Origin of the sequence: Streptomyces sp. CB01201 (genome assembly GCF_002803085.1) — a bacterium.
Lineage (GTDB): Bacteria > Actinomycetota > Actinomycetes > Streptomycetales > Streptomycetaceae > Streptomyces > Streptomyces hundungensis.
Genome location: NZ_NNBJ01000010.1, coordinates 36,451 through 50,515 on the forward strand (window position 1 = coordinate 36,451; position 14,065 = coordinate 50,515).

Annotated in this window: 14 protein-coding genes; 4 read left to right on the forward strand and 10 right to left on the reverse strand. The window is 72.5% G+C overall.

Translation table 11 applies throughout. The features are described 5' to 3' along the window. The first annotated feature begins 122 nt into the window (after window positions 1-122). Window positions 123-617 (forward strand): DUF3145 domain-containing protein, encoded by a 495-nt coding sequence (locus tag CG740_RS20775; RefSeq protein ID WP_100576706.1) that lies wholly within the window; start codon window positions 123-125, stop codon window positions 615-617. A gap of 94 nt (window positions 618-711) precedes the next feature. On the opposite strand, the gene fabF is transcribed toward CG740_RS20775, so the two are convergent. The 5 genes from fabF to CG740_RS20800 all read right to left on the reverse strand — a co-directional run bounded on the left by fabF (window position 712) and on the right by CG740_RS20800 (window position 5,573). Continuing rightward, window positions 712-1,974: a beta-ketoacyl-ACP synthase II gene (fabF, locus tag CG740_RS20780; RefSeq protein ID WP_100576707.1), complete on the reverse strand. Its 1,263-nt coding sequence runs from the start codon at window positions 1,972-1,974 to the stop codon at window positions 712-714. A 78-nt stretch (window positions 1,975-2,052) separates the two neighbouring features. Next, the gene (locus CG740_RS20785; RefSeq protein ID WP_053730594.1) at window positions 2,053-2,301 is read right to left on the reverse strand and encodes an acyl carrier protein; all 249 of its coding nucleotides are present in this window, start codon (window positions 2,299-2,301) and stop codon (window positions 2,053-2,055) included. 59 nt (window positions 2,302-2,360) lie between these two features. Beyond that, complete coding sequence (locus tag CG740_RS20790; RefSeq protein WP_100576708.1) at window positions 2,361-3,356, reverse strand: ketoacyl-ACP synthase III; 996 nt, start codon at window positions 3,354-3,356, stop codon at window positions 2,361-2,363. Between the two features lie 13 nt (window positions 3,357-3,369). Next, on the reverse strand, window positions 3,370-4,287 hold the full coding sequence (locus CG740_RS20795; RefSeq protein WP_100576709.1) for an ACP S-malonyltransferase: 918 nt from the start codon (window positions 4,285-4,287) through the stop codon (window positions 3,370-3,372). A gap of 89 nt (window positions 4,288-4,376) precedes the next feature. After that, the gene (locus CG740_RS20800; protein ID WP_100576710.1) at window positions 4,377-5,573 is read right to left on the reverse strand and encodes a PucR family transcriptional regulator; all 1,197 of its coding nucleotides are present in this window, start codon (window positions 5,571-5,573) and stop codon (window positions 4,377-4,379) included. A gap of 343 nt (window positions 5,574-5,916) precedes the next feature. On the opposite strand from CG740_RS20800, the gene CG740_RS20805 reads away from it, so the two are divergent. Beyond that, window positions 5,917-6,576, forward strand: a complete 660-nt coding sequence (locus tag CG740_RS20805) for a pirin family protein (protein ID WP_199846526.1) — start codon at window positions 5,917-5,919, stop codon at window positions 6,574-6,576. An 18-nt stretch (window positions 6,577-6,594) separates the two neighbouring features. Here CG740_RS20805 and CG740_RS20810 read toward each other — a convergent pair whose 3' ends face one another. Further along, window positions 6,595-7,413 (reverse strand): serine hydrolase domain-containing protein, encoded by an 819-nt coding sequence (locus tag CG740_RS20810; RefSeq protein ID WP_100576712.1) that lies wholly within the window; start codon window positions 7,411-7,413, stop codon window positions 6,595-6,597. A 132-nt stretch (window positions 7,414-7,545) separates the two neighbouring features. Between CG740_RS20810 and CG740_RS20815 the strand changes: the two genes are divergently transcribed. Next, window positions 7,546-8,019 (forward strand): MerR family transcriptional regulator, encoded by a 474-nt coding sequence (locus tag CG740_RS20815; RefSeq protein ID WP_100576713.1) that lies wholly within the window; start codon window positions 7,546-7,548, stop codon window positions 8,017-8,019. Window positions 8,020-8,025: 6 nt separating this feature from the next. After that, complete coding sequence (locus CG740_RS20820; protein ID WP_100576714.1) at window positions 8,026-9,054, forward strand: aldo/keto reductase; 1,029 nt, start codon at window positions 8,026-8,028, stop codon at window positions 9,052-9,054. 59 nt (window positions 9,055-9,113) lie between these two features. Here CG740_RS20820 and CG740_RS20825 read toward each other — a convergent pair whose 3' ends face one another. The 4 genes from CG740_RS20825 to CG740_RS20845 form a co-directional block, all read right to left on the reverse strand. Then, window positions 9,114-10,322 (reverse strand): acyltransferase family protein, encoded by a 1,209-nt coding sequence (locus tag CG740_RS20825; RefSeq protein ID WP_100576715.1) that lies wholly within the window; start codon window positions 10,320-10,322, stop codon window positions 9,114-9,116. Continuing rightward, on the reverse strand, window positions 10,319-11,362 hold the full coding sequence (locus tag CG740_RS20830) for an alpha/beta hydrolase (protein ID WP_100576716.1): 1,044 nt from the start codon (window positions 11,360-11,362) through the stop codon (window positions 10,319-10,321). Before CG740_RS20830 ends, CG740_RS20825 begins: the two co-directional genes overlap by 4 nt. A 685-nt stretch (window positions 11,363-12,047) precedes the next feature. Next, window positions 12,048-12,734: a response regulator gene (locus tag CG740_RS20840; protein WP_267895417.1), complete on the reverse strand. Its 687-nt coding sequence runs from the start codon at window positions 12,732-12,734 to the stop codon at window positions 12,048-12,050. Beyond that, the gene (locus CG740_RS20845) at window positions 12,731-14,035 is read right to left on the reverse strand and encodes a sensor histidine kinase (RefSeq protein ID WP_100576718.1); all 1,305 of its coding nucleotides are present in this window, start codon (window positions 14,033-14,035) and stop codon (window positions 12,731-12,733) included. The genes CG740_RS20840 and CG740_RS20845 overlap by 4 nt, the downstream gene beginning before the upstream one ends. Window positions 14,036-14,065: the final 30 nt, after the last annotated feature.

The following is a 14,065-nucleotide window of genomic DNA, read 5'->3' on the forward strand; positions in this document are numbered from 1 at the left end:
TTGCTCCCGATGCTGTTTACTGTTGAGCCCAGGGGCAGAATGTCAGGTGCTGTCCTGACCGGGAACGGCAGGGGCGCGAGGCCGCTGGGGAAGGCGAACCTCGAACCGCACTGGAGGTCCCGGTGACGACACGTGGAGTTCTCTACGTCCACTCCGCCCCGCGCGCGCTGTGCCCGCACGTCGAATGGGCGGTGGGCGCGGTCCTGGGGGTGCGCGTCCAGCTCGACTGGATCCGCCAGCCCGCCTCGCCCGGCACCTGGAGAGCGGAGTTCTCCTGGCGGGGCGAACCCGGCACCGCCTCCAAACTCGCCTCCGCGCTGCGCGGCTGGCACCTCATGCGCTTCGAGGTCACGGCCGAGCCCTGCGCCACGGCGGAGGGCGAGCGCTACAGCGCCACGCCCGACCTCGGCATCTTCCACGCCGTGACCGGCATCCACGGCGACATCCTGATCCCGGAGGACCGGCTGCGGGCCGCCCTCGCCCGTTCCGTACAGGGCGAGACCGACCTGGAGGCCGAGATCGCCAAGCTCCTCGGCAAGCCCTGGGACGACGAACTGGAGCCCTTCCGCTACGCGGGAGAGGGCGCACCGGTGCGCTGGCTGCACCAGGTGGTCTGACCCACCCCGACAAGACCCCGCGTACGCGAAAGGGCCCCACCGAGGCGGTGGGGCCCTTTCAGCGGCGTACGGAAGCCGCTCGGAGCGGGTGCGCTCAGACCGAGCGGAAGGCGAGCACCACGTTGTGGCCGCCGAAGCCGAACGAGTTGTTGATCGCGGAGATCGAGCCCTCGGGCAGCTTGCGGGGCTCGCTGCTCACCAGGCCCGGGTCGACCTCGTCGTCGAGCTCGTCGACGTTGATGGTCGGCGGGGCCGTGCGGTGGTACAGGGCGAGGACCGTGGCGACGGTCTCGATGCCGCCCGCACCGCCGAGGAGGTGCCCGGTCATCGACTTCGTCGCGGAGATCGCCACGTGGTCCAGATCGTCGCCGAGGACCTTGCGCAGCGCCTTGATCTCGGCGATGTCGCCCTGCGGCGTCGAGGTGGCGTGCGCGTTGAGGTGGACCACCTCGGACGGCTTGAGGTCGGTGGCGTCGAGCAGGTTCTGCACCGCGGCGGCGACGCCCCGGCCGGTCGGCTCGGGCTGCGCGATGTGGTGGCTGTCGGCCGAGAGGCCCTGGCCGAGCACCTCGCAGTAGACCCGGGCACCGCGCTTGGCGGCGTGCTCGGCGGACTCCAGGACCACGACACCGGCGCCCTCGCCGAGGACGAAGCCGTCACGGGCCTTGTCGTAGGGGCGCGAGGCCTGCTCGGGGTGGTCGTTGTTCTTGGACATCGCCATCATGTTGGCGAACGCCGCGATGGGCAGCGGGTGGATGGCCGCCTCGGTACCGCCGGCGACCACGACGTCGGCGCGGCCGGTGCGGATCATCTCGACGGCGTACCCGATGGCCTCGGCGCCCGATGCGCACGCGGATACGGGGGTGTGCACGCCGGCCCGGGCGTTGACCTCAAGGCCGACATTGGCCGAGGGGCCGTTCGGCATCAGCATGGGCACGGTGTGCGGGGAGACGCGGCGTACGCCCTTCTCCTTCAGTACGTCGTACTGGTCGAGCAGGGTGGTGACACCGCCGATGCCCGAGGCGATGACCGTGCCGAGCCGCTCCGGCTGGATGCCGGCCTCATCGCCCGCGGGGGCGGTGAAGCCCGCGTCCGCCCAGGCCTCCTTGGCCGCGATCAGCGCGAACTGCGCCGAGCGGTCCAGCTTGCGGGCCAGCGGGCGGGGCAGCACCTCACCGGGGTCGACCGCGGCCGGGGCCGCGATCCTGACCGGCAGTTCGGCGAAGCGCTCGCCCTCCAGGGGGCGGACACCGGAGCGTCCCGCCAGCAGACCCTCCCAGGTCGAGGCGGTGTCGCCACCCAGCGGTGTGGTTGCGCCGATACCGGTGACGACCACGGTGCGATTGGTCGAGCTCACAGGAAGTTTCTCCACGTGTGTAAGGGACGTGAATCAGCGGCGCCACCGCTGGGTGGCAGCCCGAATTCAGGTCCTGAATCAGGCCTGGTGCTTCAGGATGTAGCTGGCGGCGTCGCCAACGGTCTTGAGGTTCTTGACGTCCTCGTCCGGGATCTTGACGTCGAAGCGCTCTTCGGCGGCGACGACGACCTCGACCATGGACAGCGAGTCGACGTCCAGGTCGTCGGTGAAGGACTTGTCCAGCTGGACGTCCTCGACCGGGATACCAGCGATCTCGTTGACGATCTCGGCGAGACCCTCGACGATCTCTTCCTGCGTGGCGGCCATGTTGGCGCTCCTTCGGTGTAAATGCTTCGAATTGCGGGCTTCCGGAATATCCGGAGTGCCTAGGGGAGGGTAACGACCGTCGCGGCGTACACGAGACCCGCCCCGAAGCCGATGACGAGCGCGGTGTCGCCGCTCTTCGCCTGTCCGGTCGCCAGGAGCCGCTCCATTGCGAGCGGGATCGAGGCGGCCGAGGTGTTGCCGGTGGTCTCCACGTCACGGGCGACCGTGACGTGGTCCGGCAGCTTGAGAGTCTTCACCATCGAGTCGATGATCCGCATATTGGCCTGGTGCGGAATGAAGACGTCCAGGTCGTCCGGGCTGATTCCGGCCGCGTCCAGCGCCTGCTGGGCGACCTTCGCCATCTCGAACACGGCCCAGCGGAACACCGCCTGGCCCTCCTGCGTGATCGCGGGGAACTTGCCCGAGCTGTCGTACTCGTTCCACGGCACGGTCTGCTTGATGGTCTCGGACTTGTCGCCCTCGGAACCCCAGATCGTGGGGCCGATGGCCGGCTCGTCCGCGGGGCCCACGACGACCGCGCCGGCGCCGTCGCCGAACAGGAACGCCGTGGCGCGGTCGCTCAGGTCGGTCAGATCACTGAGCCGCTCGACGCCGATGACCAGGACGTATTCGGCGGAACCCTCGACGATCATGCCCTTGGCGAGGGTCAGGCCGTAGCCGAAGCCCGCGCAGCCGGCCGAGATGTCGAAGGCGGCGGCCTTGCCGGTGCCCAGCTTGTCGGCGATCTCGGTCGCCACCGCGGGGGTCTGCTTGAAGTGCGAGACCGTGGAGACGATCACGCCGCCGATCTGGTCGGCGGCGATGCCGGCGTCGGCGATCGCCTTGCCGGAGGCCTCGATCGACATCGCGGCCACGGTCTCCTCGGCGGAGGCCCAGTGCCGGGTGGCGATGCCGGAGCGCGAACGGATCCACTCGTCGGAGGACTCGATCGTCTCCAGGATCACCTCGTTGGGCACCACCCGCACGGGCCGGTAGCCGCCCACGCCCATGATGCGGGCGTACGGGGCGCCCTTGCTGGGGCGGATCTTCGACATGGCTCTCGGCTCCTTAGGCGGATGCATGCTCGGCGACGAGCGCACGAGCCGCGTCGAGGTCGGCGGGGGTCTTCAGGGCGACGGTCTTGACACCCGGCAGGGCGCGCTTGGCGAGACCGGTCAGCGTGCCGCCCGGGCACAGCTCGATCAGCGCGGTCGCGCCCAGCTCGTTGAAGGTCTCCATGCACAGGTCCCAACGGACCGGATTGGAGACCTGGTTGACCAGACGGTCCACGATGTCCCGGCCGCTCGCCACGGCCTTGCCGTCCGCGTTCGAGACGTAGGTGAAGCGCGGGTCGGCGATCTCCAGGGACTTGGCCGCCTCCGCGAGCTCCGCCACGGCCGGGGCCATGTGGTGCGTGTGGAAGGCGCCGGCCACCTTGAGGGCCACCACGCGGCGTACGCCCTCGGGCTTGTCGGCCTCCAGCGCGGCGAGCTGCTCGGCGGTGCCGGCGGCCACGATCTGGCCCGCGCCGTTCACGTTCGCCGGCGTCAGGCCGAGCTTCTCCAGGTGCGGCAGCACGTGCTCGGACTCGCCGCCCAGCAGCGCGGCCATGCCGGTCGGCGTGACGGCCGCGGCCTCGGCCATGCCCAGGCCCCGCTTGCGGACGAAGCCGAGCGCCGCGTCCTCGGACAGCACGCCCGTGAACGCGGCGGCGGTGATCTCACCGACGCTGTGCCCGGCCACGGCGCCCGGGGTGATCTCACCCAGCGCCGAGGCGGACAGCAGACCCGCGGCGACCAGCAGGGGCTGCGCCACGGCGGTGTCGCGGATCGCGTCGGCGTCCGCCTGCGTGCCGTAGTGGACGAGGTCAAGACCGATGGCGTCCGACCACGCGGCGAGCCGGTCGGCAGCGCCGGGGAGGTCGAGCCAAGGGGTCAGGAAGCCGGGCGTCTGAGCGCCTTGGCCGGGAGCGACGAGTACGAGCACTCTCACACTCTCTCTTGTGGACGGCTCCGCCCGCCCGTGGGGACAGGGACGAAGAACCGTCGGGGGAATTGTGGGTGTCCGACAAAAGTCTAGGACTGCGGATCTCCGTCGGCCAGACGCCCCAGGATCAGCGCGATCCTCAGCGTGAACGCGGAACGCACATCCGACGGCGACCACCCGGTGACGTCCGTCACACGTCGGAGCCGGTAGCGAACGGTATTGGGATGGACGAACAGCATCCGGGCCGCGCCCTCCAGACTGCTCGCCTGCTCCAGATAGACGCTCAAGGTCTCCAGGAGAGCCGAGCCCGCCTCCTCAAGCGGTCTGTAGATCTCCTCCACCAACTGCTCGCGCGCGGCAGGATCCGACGCGATCGCCCGCTCCGGCAGCAGATCGTCCGCGAGGACCGGCCGGGGAGCGTCCTGCCAGGCCGAACACGCCTTGAGGCCGGCCGCCGCGGCCTGCGCGGACCGGGTCGCCGCCAGCAGGTCCGGCACGATGGGCCCGGCCACGACGGGGCCGGCCGCATACGGGCCGATCAGGCTCTTGGCGACCTGGAGCGGGTTGTCGCTGCCGCCCGCGATGACGACCAGGCGGTTGCCCAGCACGCCGGTCAGGACCTGGAGCTTGGCGTGCCGGGCGGCCCGCCGGATCGCCTCCACGGTCAGCTCGCTGTCGCCGTCCGGGGCCGTGCCGAGCAGCACGCACACATGCTCGGGGGAGTTCCAGCCCAGCGCCGCGGCCCGCGACACCGCGCCCTCGTCGGCCTCGCCCGACAGCACCGCGTTCACGACCAGGGATTCCAGCCGGGCGTCCCAGGCGCCGCGCGCCTCGGCGGCCTGCGCGTACACCTGGGCCGTCGCGAAGGCGATCTCGCGGGCGTACACGAGCAGCGCCTCACGCAGGATGGACTCGTCCCCCGGGGCCGCGACCTCCTCGATCGCCGTCTCCATGACCTCGATGGTGGTGCGCACCATCTCGACGGTCTGGCGCAGCGTGATCGCCCGGGTCAGTTCGCGCGGGGCCGTGCCGAAGACATCGGTCGAGATGGCCTGGGGTGTCTCGGGATGCCGGAACCACTCGGTGAACGCGGCGATACCGGCCTGGGCGACCAGACCGATCCACGACCGGTTCTCCGGCGGCATCGCCCGGTACCACGGCAGCGTCGCGTCCATGCGGGCGATCGCGTTCGCGGCGAGCCGCCCCGAGGACTGCTCAAGACGCTTCAGGGTCGCGGCGTGCGGATGGGCATTCTTCGCGGGGTGTACGGGATCGGGTGCTGGCACGGGGACAAGACTGCCTTATGTAGAGGAGTCGGCTAACACGGACCGGTGAGACTGAGCAAAATCGCAGGTCACAGGCTTGGGACCGCATAGCGATCCGGGGTCCTTTGTCGTGTCGCGCTGGTTTGGTGCCAGGGTGCCAGGTCCGGTGGTGACCGGGGCCACTGCCGGCGGGCGAAAGGCGATGCCTCAAGGGGAGCCGAACCGGACCCTGGCCGTGCGGGACGATCCTGCCGCCTTCGACGAAGTCCGCAGGTTCCTCGGAAACCGACCGGCGGCCCCCGGCGGTCGATCGGGGTGGCGCGAGGAGCGCCCCCGGTCTCCCCGCGGGTCTACCGTGGTGGGCGTGATTTCAGTCAGGCGCGGTGACGAGCGCTATCGGGGCGGCGACCCCGACGTCGGTATCGAGTCCCTGCACGCCTTCTCCTTCGGCCGGTTCTACGATCCGGACAACCTCCGGTTCGGGCCGGTCCTGGCCTGCAACGAGGAGCGGCTCGCGCCCGGCGCGGGCTTCGACGAGCATCCGCACAGCCACACCGAGATCCTCACCTGGGTGATCGAGGGCGAGCTCACCCACCGCGACTCGGCGGGCCACACGACCGTGGTGCGCCCCGGTGACGTGCAGTGCCTCAGCTCCGCGGGCGGCGTGCGGCACGAGGAACGCAACGAGGGCACCGACCCGCTGGTCTTCCTCCAGATGTGGCTCGCCCCGAGGAAGCCCGGCGGCGAGCCGTCGTACGACCTCGTGCGCGGCATCGCGGACTCCACGCCCTACGCGGTGCTCCCGGCCGGCGCGATGCTGTACGTGCGCCGCCTCGCGTCCGGCGGCCGCACCGCCGTGCCGGACGCTCCCGGGGTGTACGTCCACGTCGTGCGCGGCCGGGTGGGCCTGGCCCAGGAGATGCTCGGGGCCGGCGACTCGGCGCGGATCAGCGGGGCGCTCGGCCTGGAGCTGACGGCGCACGACGACACCGAGGTGCTGTTCTGGGAGCTCGGCTCGGTGTGAGCCCCGTTCCGCGCGGGCTCAGCTGCGGGTGGACTCGGCGAGCACCGAGTCCGTCAGGACGGGCCACACCTCGGCCGCCCAGGGGCCGAACGCGCGGTCGGTGAGGGCGACGCAGGCCAGGCCCGCGTCCGGGTCGATCCACAGGAACGTACCGGACTGGCCGAAGTGGCCGAAGGTGCGCGGCGAGGACGAACTCCCCGTCCAGTGCGGGGACTTGGCGCCCCGGATCTCGAAGCCGAGGCCCCAGTCGTTGGGGTTCTGGTGGCCGTAGCCGGGCAGCACGCCCTTGAGGCCTGGATACTGCACGTGCATCGCCTCGGCGACCGTGGCCGGGTGGAGCAGCTGCGGCGCCTGCACCTCGGCGGCGAACTTCGCGAGGTCCTCGACGGTCGAGACGCCGTCCTTGGCGGGCGAGCCCTCCAGGGCGCTGGCGCTCATGCCGAGCGGCTCGAACACGGCCTGGCGCACGTAGTCGGCGAAGGGGATGCCGGACTGTTTGGCGATGTGGTCGCCGAGGACCTCGAACCCGGCGTTGGAGTACAGCCGCCGGTCGCCGGGCGGGGCCATCACCCGGTGCTCGTCGAAGGCGAGCCCCGAGGTGTGCGCGAGCAGGTGCCGGACGGTGGCGCCGGGGGGCCCGGCCGGCTCGTCGAGCTCGATCGCCCCCTCCTCGTACGCGACGAGGGCCGCGTACGCGGTGAGCGGCTTGGTGACGGAGGCCAGCGGGAACCGGTGCGACAGCGGCCCGTGCGTGCCGGCAAGCGTTCCGTCGGCGCGCACCACGGCCGCCGCGGCGGTCGGTACGGGCCAGGTCTCGATGATCCGCAGGCTGTCCATGCGTACGAGCCTAATGGGCCGCGTGCGGGCGCCGCAGGGCGGGCAACCGGGCGGGGCGACGGACGACACGACACGAGAACGTCACGCATTTCGCTTGCTTGGAGTGCACTCCAAGGTTCTAGCGTGGAGGACATGACGGTGATCGACAGCACAACGGTGACGATGGAGCGGGCCCGGCAGGACCTCTGCGCGACCGAGCCGCGCCATCCGCGTCCCGACGGCCAGGACCGCTACACGATCAGCGAGGTCGTGGCGAGCACCGGACTCACCGCCCACACCCTCCGCTGGTACGAGCGGATCGGCCTCATGCCGCACGTGGACCGCTCGCACACCGGCCAGCGCCGGTTCACCAACAAGGACCTGGACTGGCTGGCCTTCGTCGGCAAGCTCCGGCTCACCGGGATGCCGGTCGCCGACATGGTCCGCTACGCCGAGCTCGTCCGCGAGGGGGAGCACACCTTCGAGGCACGGCAGGAGCTTCTGGAGCAGACCCGGCGCGACGTCATAGCGCGCATGGCGGAACTCCACGACACGCTCGCCGTACTCGACTACAAGATCGACTTTTACGCCGGCGCTCGCAAGGCGTCGGAATCGGAAAGGGCCTGAACACCCATGAGCAACAGCCCCCTTGAGAAGATCAGCACCGTCCGCCTCGGTGCCGAAGGCCCGCGGATCGGCGTCCAGGGCTTCGGCGCCATGGGCATCAGCGAGTTCTACGGCGACACCGACGAGGCCGCCGCCCGCGACACCCTGGAGGCGACCGTCGAGGCGGGCGTCACCCTCATCGACACCGCCGACATCTACGGCCTCGGCGCCAACGAGGAGTTCCTCGCCCCGTTCCTCGCCGCCCACCGCGACGAGGTGACCCTGGCCACCAAGTTCGCCATCGAGCGCCGCGCCGACGACCCCGCCCACCGGGGCATCAACAACAGTCCCGCCTACATCAAGAAGGCCGTCGAGGCGAGCCTGCGCCGCCTGGGCGTCGAGGTCATCGACCTGTACTACATGCACCGCCGCAACCCCGAGGTGCCGCTCGCCGAGTCGGTCGGCGCGATGGCCGAGCTGGTCGCCGAGGGCAAGGTCAAGTACCTCGGCCTGAGCGAGGTCACCGGGGCCGAGCTGCGCGAGGCGTACGCCGTGCACCCGATCACCGCCCTTCAGTCGGAGTGGTCGGTCTTCAGCCGCGATGTCGAGCGCAGCGCGGTGCCGGCCGCCGCCGAACTCGGCGTCACCTTCGTGCCGTACTCGCCGCTCGGCCGGGGCTTCCTCACCGGGGCGTTCGCGGACGCGGGCAAGGAGCTGAGCGCGGGCGACTTCCGCAAGTTCCAGCCGCGCTTCACCGGCGACAACGCCGTGACCAACGCCGCCCTGCTCGAACCCCTCCACAAGATCGCGGCGGCGCACGGCGCGACGACCGCACAGATCGCGCTCGCCTGGGTGCAGCAGCGGGCCCAGGTGCACGGCCTGACCGTCGTCCCGATCCCGGGCACCCGCAAGCGCAGCCGCCTCCTGGAGAACGCCGGGGCCACCCGCATCACCCTGAGCGCACAGGAGCTGGCGCTCCTGGAGCCCATCGCCGGGCAGGTCGCGGGCGACCGCTACCCCGACATGTCCTCCACGTCGGCGGCCCGCGAGCAGTAGGCCGCACTCCCGGTCTCCCGGCAGGTCGCACGAGCCGGGGTCCGCACGGGGGCCGGGGCTCACGCGAGCCCCAGCGCGAACACCGCGAAGCCCGCCGCGAGCAGCCCCGCCGCTGCCCGGCGGGCCTTGGTCGTCTTCGTCCAGGGTGCCTCGAAGCCGCGCGCGTACCGGGCGATCACCACGAGCAGCACCGCGAACACCGGCATCCAGGCGAGGCGTTCACCGATCCACGCCAGGGTGTCGGGCGCGGTGGTCAGGCCCGGCACCCGCCCGGCGAACGAGGCCGGGACGGCGGCGGCGAGCATCGCCGTCTGGTGCCAGCACAGAATGGTCATGGCGGACAGGTTGACGACCACGACCGGCGCCCAAAGGGCAGGCCGCTTCAGCCAGTTGGCGATCCGGTCGCGCAACAGGATCGCGGCGCCGGACTGGGCCGAGGCGAGGGCGAGCACGAGCAGCGACGGCGGATGCGAGTTGGTGCGTGCCTCACCGGGCACGCCGACCATCGACGCCGGGTAGTGGAAGACGACGAGCAGCGCGGCGAACAGCAGCGCCCCACCGCCGAACAGCAGCCACGCGCCCCGGCGGCCGATCCTCTTCTCGCCCCAGGAGACGCCGAGTTGGTACGCGAACATCCACCCGGGCAGGATGTTGACGAGCGACAGCCAGGACGGCACGGAGTCGGCGAACGGCCCGTAGCGCAGGAAGTCGACGAGCGCGACGACACCGAACAGCGGAGCCGCGGCCCAGCCTCCCATCGCCCGCGCCGCCCGCACGCAGTACGGCGTGAGCGCGGTGACGACGACGTACACGCCCACGAACCACAGCGGCTGGATGACGAGCGTCGAGCCGGTGCGCAGGGTGTCGTGGGGGACGCCGAGGGCATGGAGCACGGGGATCATCGCGGCCCACACGGCGGTGACCCCGAGCACGGGCCGCCCGAGCCGGGCGACCCGACCCCGCAGCCACGCCCCGGTCGACCCCTTGCGCCGGTGGAAGGACAGCACGGACGCGTAGCCGCCGACCAGGAAGAAGATCCCGAGCATCTGCAGAACCCAGCTGGCGGGCGCGAACCCGGCGAAGCCGGAGAGCGGACTGGCGTTGTGCAGCGCGCCCGAGCCGTCCCGGGTGAACCCGCCGAGCAGCCAGTGCCCGGTCGGCACGGCGAGCAGTGCGAGGGCGCGCAGCCCGTCGACGGCGCGGTCGCGGTGCGCCGGGGTCTTCCGCTCGATGTCCGAAACGGCCCTGCTGAGTGCGGAGTTGGTCATCGGACGTCTCCCAGGGCGATGGCGGCGAAGGAGTCGAGCGACTCGGTGCCGGGGGCGAAGTAGCCGGTGTGGCCCTTGGCGTCGGCGGCGGGTATGCGGCGGGCGCCGAAGGCCGGGTCGGTGGGGTCGGCGCCGTGGCCGAGCCCCGCGAACTCGATGTGCGGTACGTCGTCGATCCAGTCCGAGGGGTCCTTCGCGGCCCACACCCGGGCACGGGTGCCCAGCTCGGTGACGCTGCCGGCCCGCATGCCGGGGGAGCCGAGCGCCACGACGTCCGAGGCGTCGGTGTGCCGGGCGGCGAGCCCGCACACCACGGAGCCGTAGCTGTGGCAGAACAGCACGGGGTCGGGTGCGCCGACGGCGTCCAGCCCCTCCGTGAACCGCGCGAGCCGCCCGGCCCCCGCCTCGGCGAGCCGCCCCGACGCGGCGTCGATCCCCACCCCGACGGGCGTGGTGTACCCGGCCCAGGCGATCACGGCGACCTCGCCGCGGGTGGCGCCGCGCAGCGCGGCCGCCATGCCGGCGGGGGTGCCGTAGGGGTCGTTCGTGCGGTCGAAGGTCCGGGCGTCGATGTCGGATCCGGGCACGACGACGGCCACGTGGGTGGCGTGCGGCAACTCCCCGTACACCTCGGCCACTTGACCTCGCCCGCGCGGGTCGAAGGCGAGGATCTGCCGATCGGGGGCGGCGAGCCGGGTGTAGCGGGGGTCGTGCGTGGCGGCGATGGCGAGCCGATTGGCCTCGTAGCGCAGCGGGACGGGGACGCCGTCGAGGTTCCCCACGACCTGGGGGTGGCGGCGGGCGAGGCCGTGCTGCTGAGCGGGGCTCAACCTGCCCATGAACAGGGCCACTTGACGGGGCGTCGACCCGACCGGGTCGGGCAGCGGCTCCCCGTCCACCCGGTCCGCCCGCCAGGCTGCGGTCCCCGGCGGCGGCCCGGTGACGGCCACCTGCGCGTCACCCGCGGCCCACCCCGCGCTCCCCGCGACCCCAGCGACCACGAGCGCCCCCGCGACCAGCACCCTCCGAATCCGCCCCATGCCCCGACTCCCTCTCCTCGCCCGTTCCTTGACGAGGGCGAAGGTAGGGAGCGGGTGGGGCGCCGGGCGTCACCCTGGGGGGCTGGGTGGGTGGTGCTACCGGGGTAGGGGGTGGATGGGGGGATATCCCCACCCCGGCGTCACCCCGGAGGCCGGGGGAGGCGTACGGGTGCCGTGGCCGGTGCATGCCGGCGGTGGGGGTATGGAGGTGCGCCTGCTCCTGCCGCACGCGCTCCGGTGCCGCGCCGAGCCGTCCGCTCCTGGCCTGCGCCTTCGCGTGCGGATCGTGGGTGGCTGGTCGCGCAGTTCCCCGCGCCCCTGGGTCCGCTTCGAGCTGCGGACCGTGGGTGGCTGGTCGCGCAGTTCCCCGCGCCCCTAAACCCGTTTCGGTCTGCGGGCCGTGCGTGGTTGCTCGCGCAGTTCCCCGCGCCCCCAACCTCGTTCCGTCTGCGGGCCGTGGTCGCTTCTCGCGCAGTTCCCCGCGCCCCCAACCCCGTTTCGGTCTGCGGACCGTGGTCGATTCTCGCGCGGTTCCCCGCGCCCCTGAGGGCCTCGGTGCTGGTCCGCATCGGGCATCTTCAGCCCGTCATGGGGGTCGCCCTGGCCCTCAATGCCTTGGGGGAGTTTGAGGACGAGCGCCGTTCAGGCGCGAACGGGGTCCGGGGCGGAGCCCCAGGGGGTGGGGCTAGCCCGGGTCGCCGGGGCGGACCAGGGCCGCTTCGTAGGCGAAGATCACCGCTTGGGCCCGGTCCCGAAGGTCCAGCTTCGCCAGGACCCGCCCCACATGCGTCTTCACCGTCTGCTCCGCCAGCACCAGCCGCCCCGCGATCTCCTGGTTGGACAGCCCCCGGGCGATCAGTTCGAGCACCTCCGTCTCGCGCGGCGTCAGCCCGTTGAGGCGCAGCGCCAGCGGCCCCCGCCGCGGCGCCGGCCGCTGCGCGGCGAAGTCCGCGATGAGCCGCCGCGTCACGGACGGCGCAAGCAGCGCCTCGCCCGCCGCCACGACCCGTACCGCCCCGATGAGATCCGCGGGCGGCGCGTCCTTGAGCAGGAACCCCGACGCCCCCGCGCGCAGCGCCTCGTACACGTAGTCGTCGACGTCGAAGGTGGTCAGCATGAGCACCTTCGGCCGGTGCACGACCCCCGCCGGCGGGTCCAGGATCTCGCGGGCCGCCGCGAGCCCGTCCATCTCGGGCATGCGGACGTCCATCAGGACCACGTCGGGGTGGGTGGAGCGGGCCACGGCCACCCCCGCGCGGCCGTCGGGCGCCTCGCCCACCACGTCGATGTCGGCCTGCGCCGAGAGCAGCGCGGCGAACCCCGCACGCACCATGGCCTGGTCGTCGACGATGATCACTCGGATGGGGCTCAACTGGTGTCCTCGGAGCGGGAGTTCACGGGCAGGGAGGTGGAGGTCGACGGGGCGTCCAGGGGCAGGCGCGCCGCGATCCGGAAGCCGCCGTCCGGCAGCGGTCCGGTGTCCAGCGACCCACCGGTCAACCGTACGCGTTCGCGCATGCCGACGAGCCCGTGGCCCGTCCCGCTGGTCTCAAGGGGCGAAGTGCGGCCCGCCGCCGGGCCGTTGACGACAACCACCGTCAGATGCCGCTCGTCGCCGGTGACGGAGACGCGGGTGGGGGCGCCCGGCGCGTGCCGTACGACGTTGGCGAGCGCCTCCTGGACGATCCGGTAGGCCGACAGGTCGACCGCGGGCGGCAGCGCGGGCAGGTCCGCGGCCAGCGAGAGCGTGGCGGGCTGGCCGGAGCGTACGGTCGCCTCGACGAGCTGCTGGAGGCGGTCCACCCCGGGCTGGGGCGCCCGCTCGCCCCCGTCCTCGCCGCTCCCGTCGCTGCGCAGGACCGCGAGCAGCCGCCGCATCTCGCTCAGCGACTCCCGCGCGCCGGCGGCGATGGACGCGAACTCCCCGCGGGCCGCTTCGTCGAGCCCGGTCAGCCGGTACGGCGCCGAGTCGGCCTGCACGGTGATCACCGACATGTGGTGGGCCACCACGTCGTGCAGCTCGCGGGCGATCCGGGCGCGCTCCTCCAGGAGGGTGCGCTGCGCGCGCTCGGCCCCGCTGATGGTCTCCTGCTCGGCCAGCAGCCGCTCGGCCTCCTCGCGCTGGTGCACGGCGCCGGTGACGGCCAGCACCACGCCCGCCAGGACGATCAGCAGGACGTACGTACTGGTGGAGCCGCCCGGCGGGAAGACGCCGAGCGCGAGGCCGGCCGCGCCGGTCACCAGCCACACCGTGACCAGCGTGCGGGTCCGCTCGCGCAGCCCGAGGGCCGCCATGAGCACCAGACAGCCGACGATCACCGTCGGGGGCCACGGCCAGGCGCGCGCGGTCGTATCGGCCCCGTACAGCAGGAGCGCGCCCAGCACGTCGAAGGCGAGGACGAGCACCCAGGCCTGGAGCGGCCGGGTCACGGCGAGCAGCAGCGGCACCGTCTGGCCCACCCCGAGCGCCCCGGCCCAGCCGCCGCCCAGCCGGTAGTCGTTGGCCAGGACGGTGATGGTGACCGGCAGCAGCGCCGCCACGAAGCCGCCGGCGACGACGTACGGGCTCCACCGCTGCCAGCGCCGGGGCGCCCGCGCGAACAGGGGCCGGGTGGCTTCGGCCGGGGGCCGCAGCAGGTCGAGTGCGCGGCGCGAGAGGGGTGTGGTCTTCATGGCCCGGCCAGCCTAGGCAGGGCCGGGCCG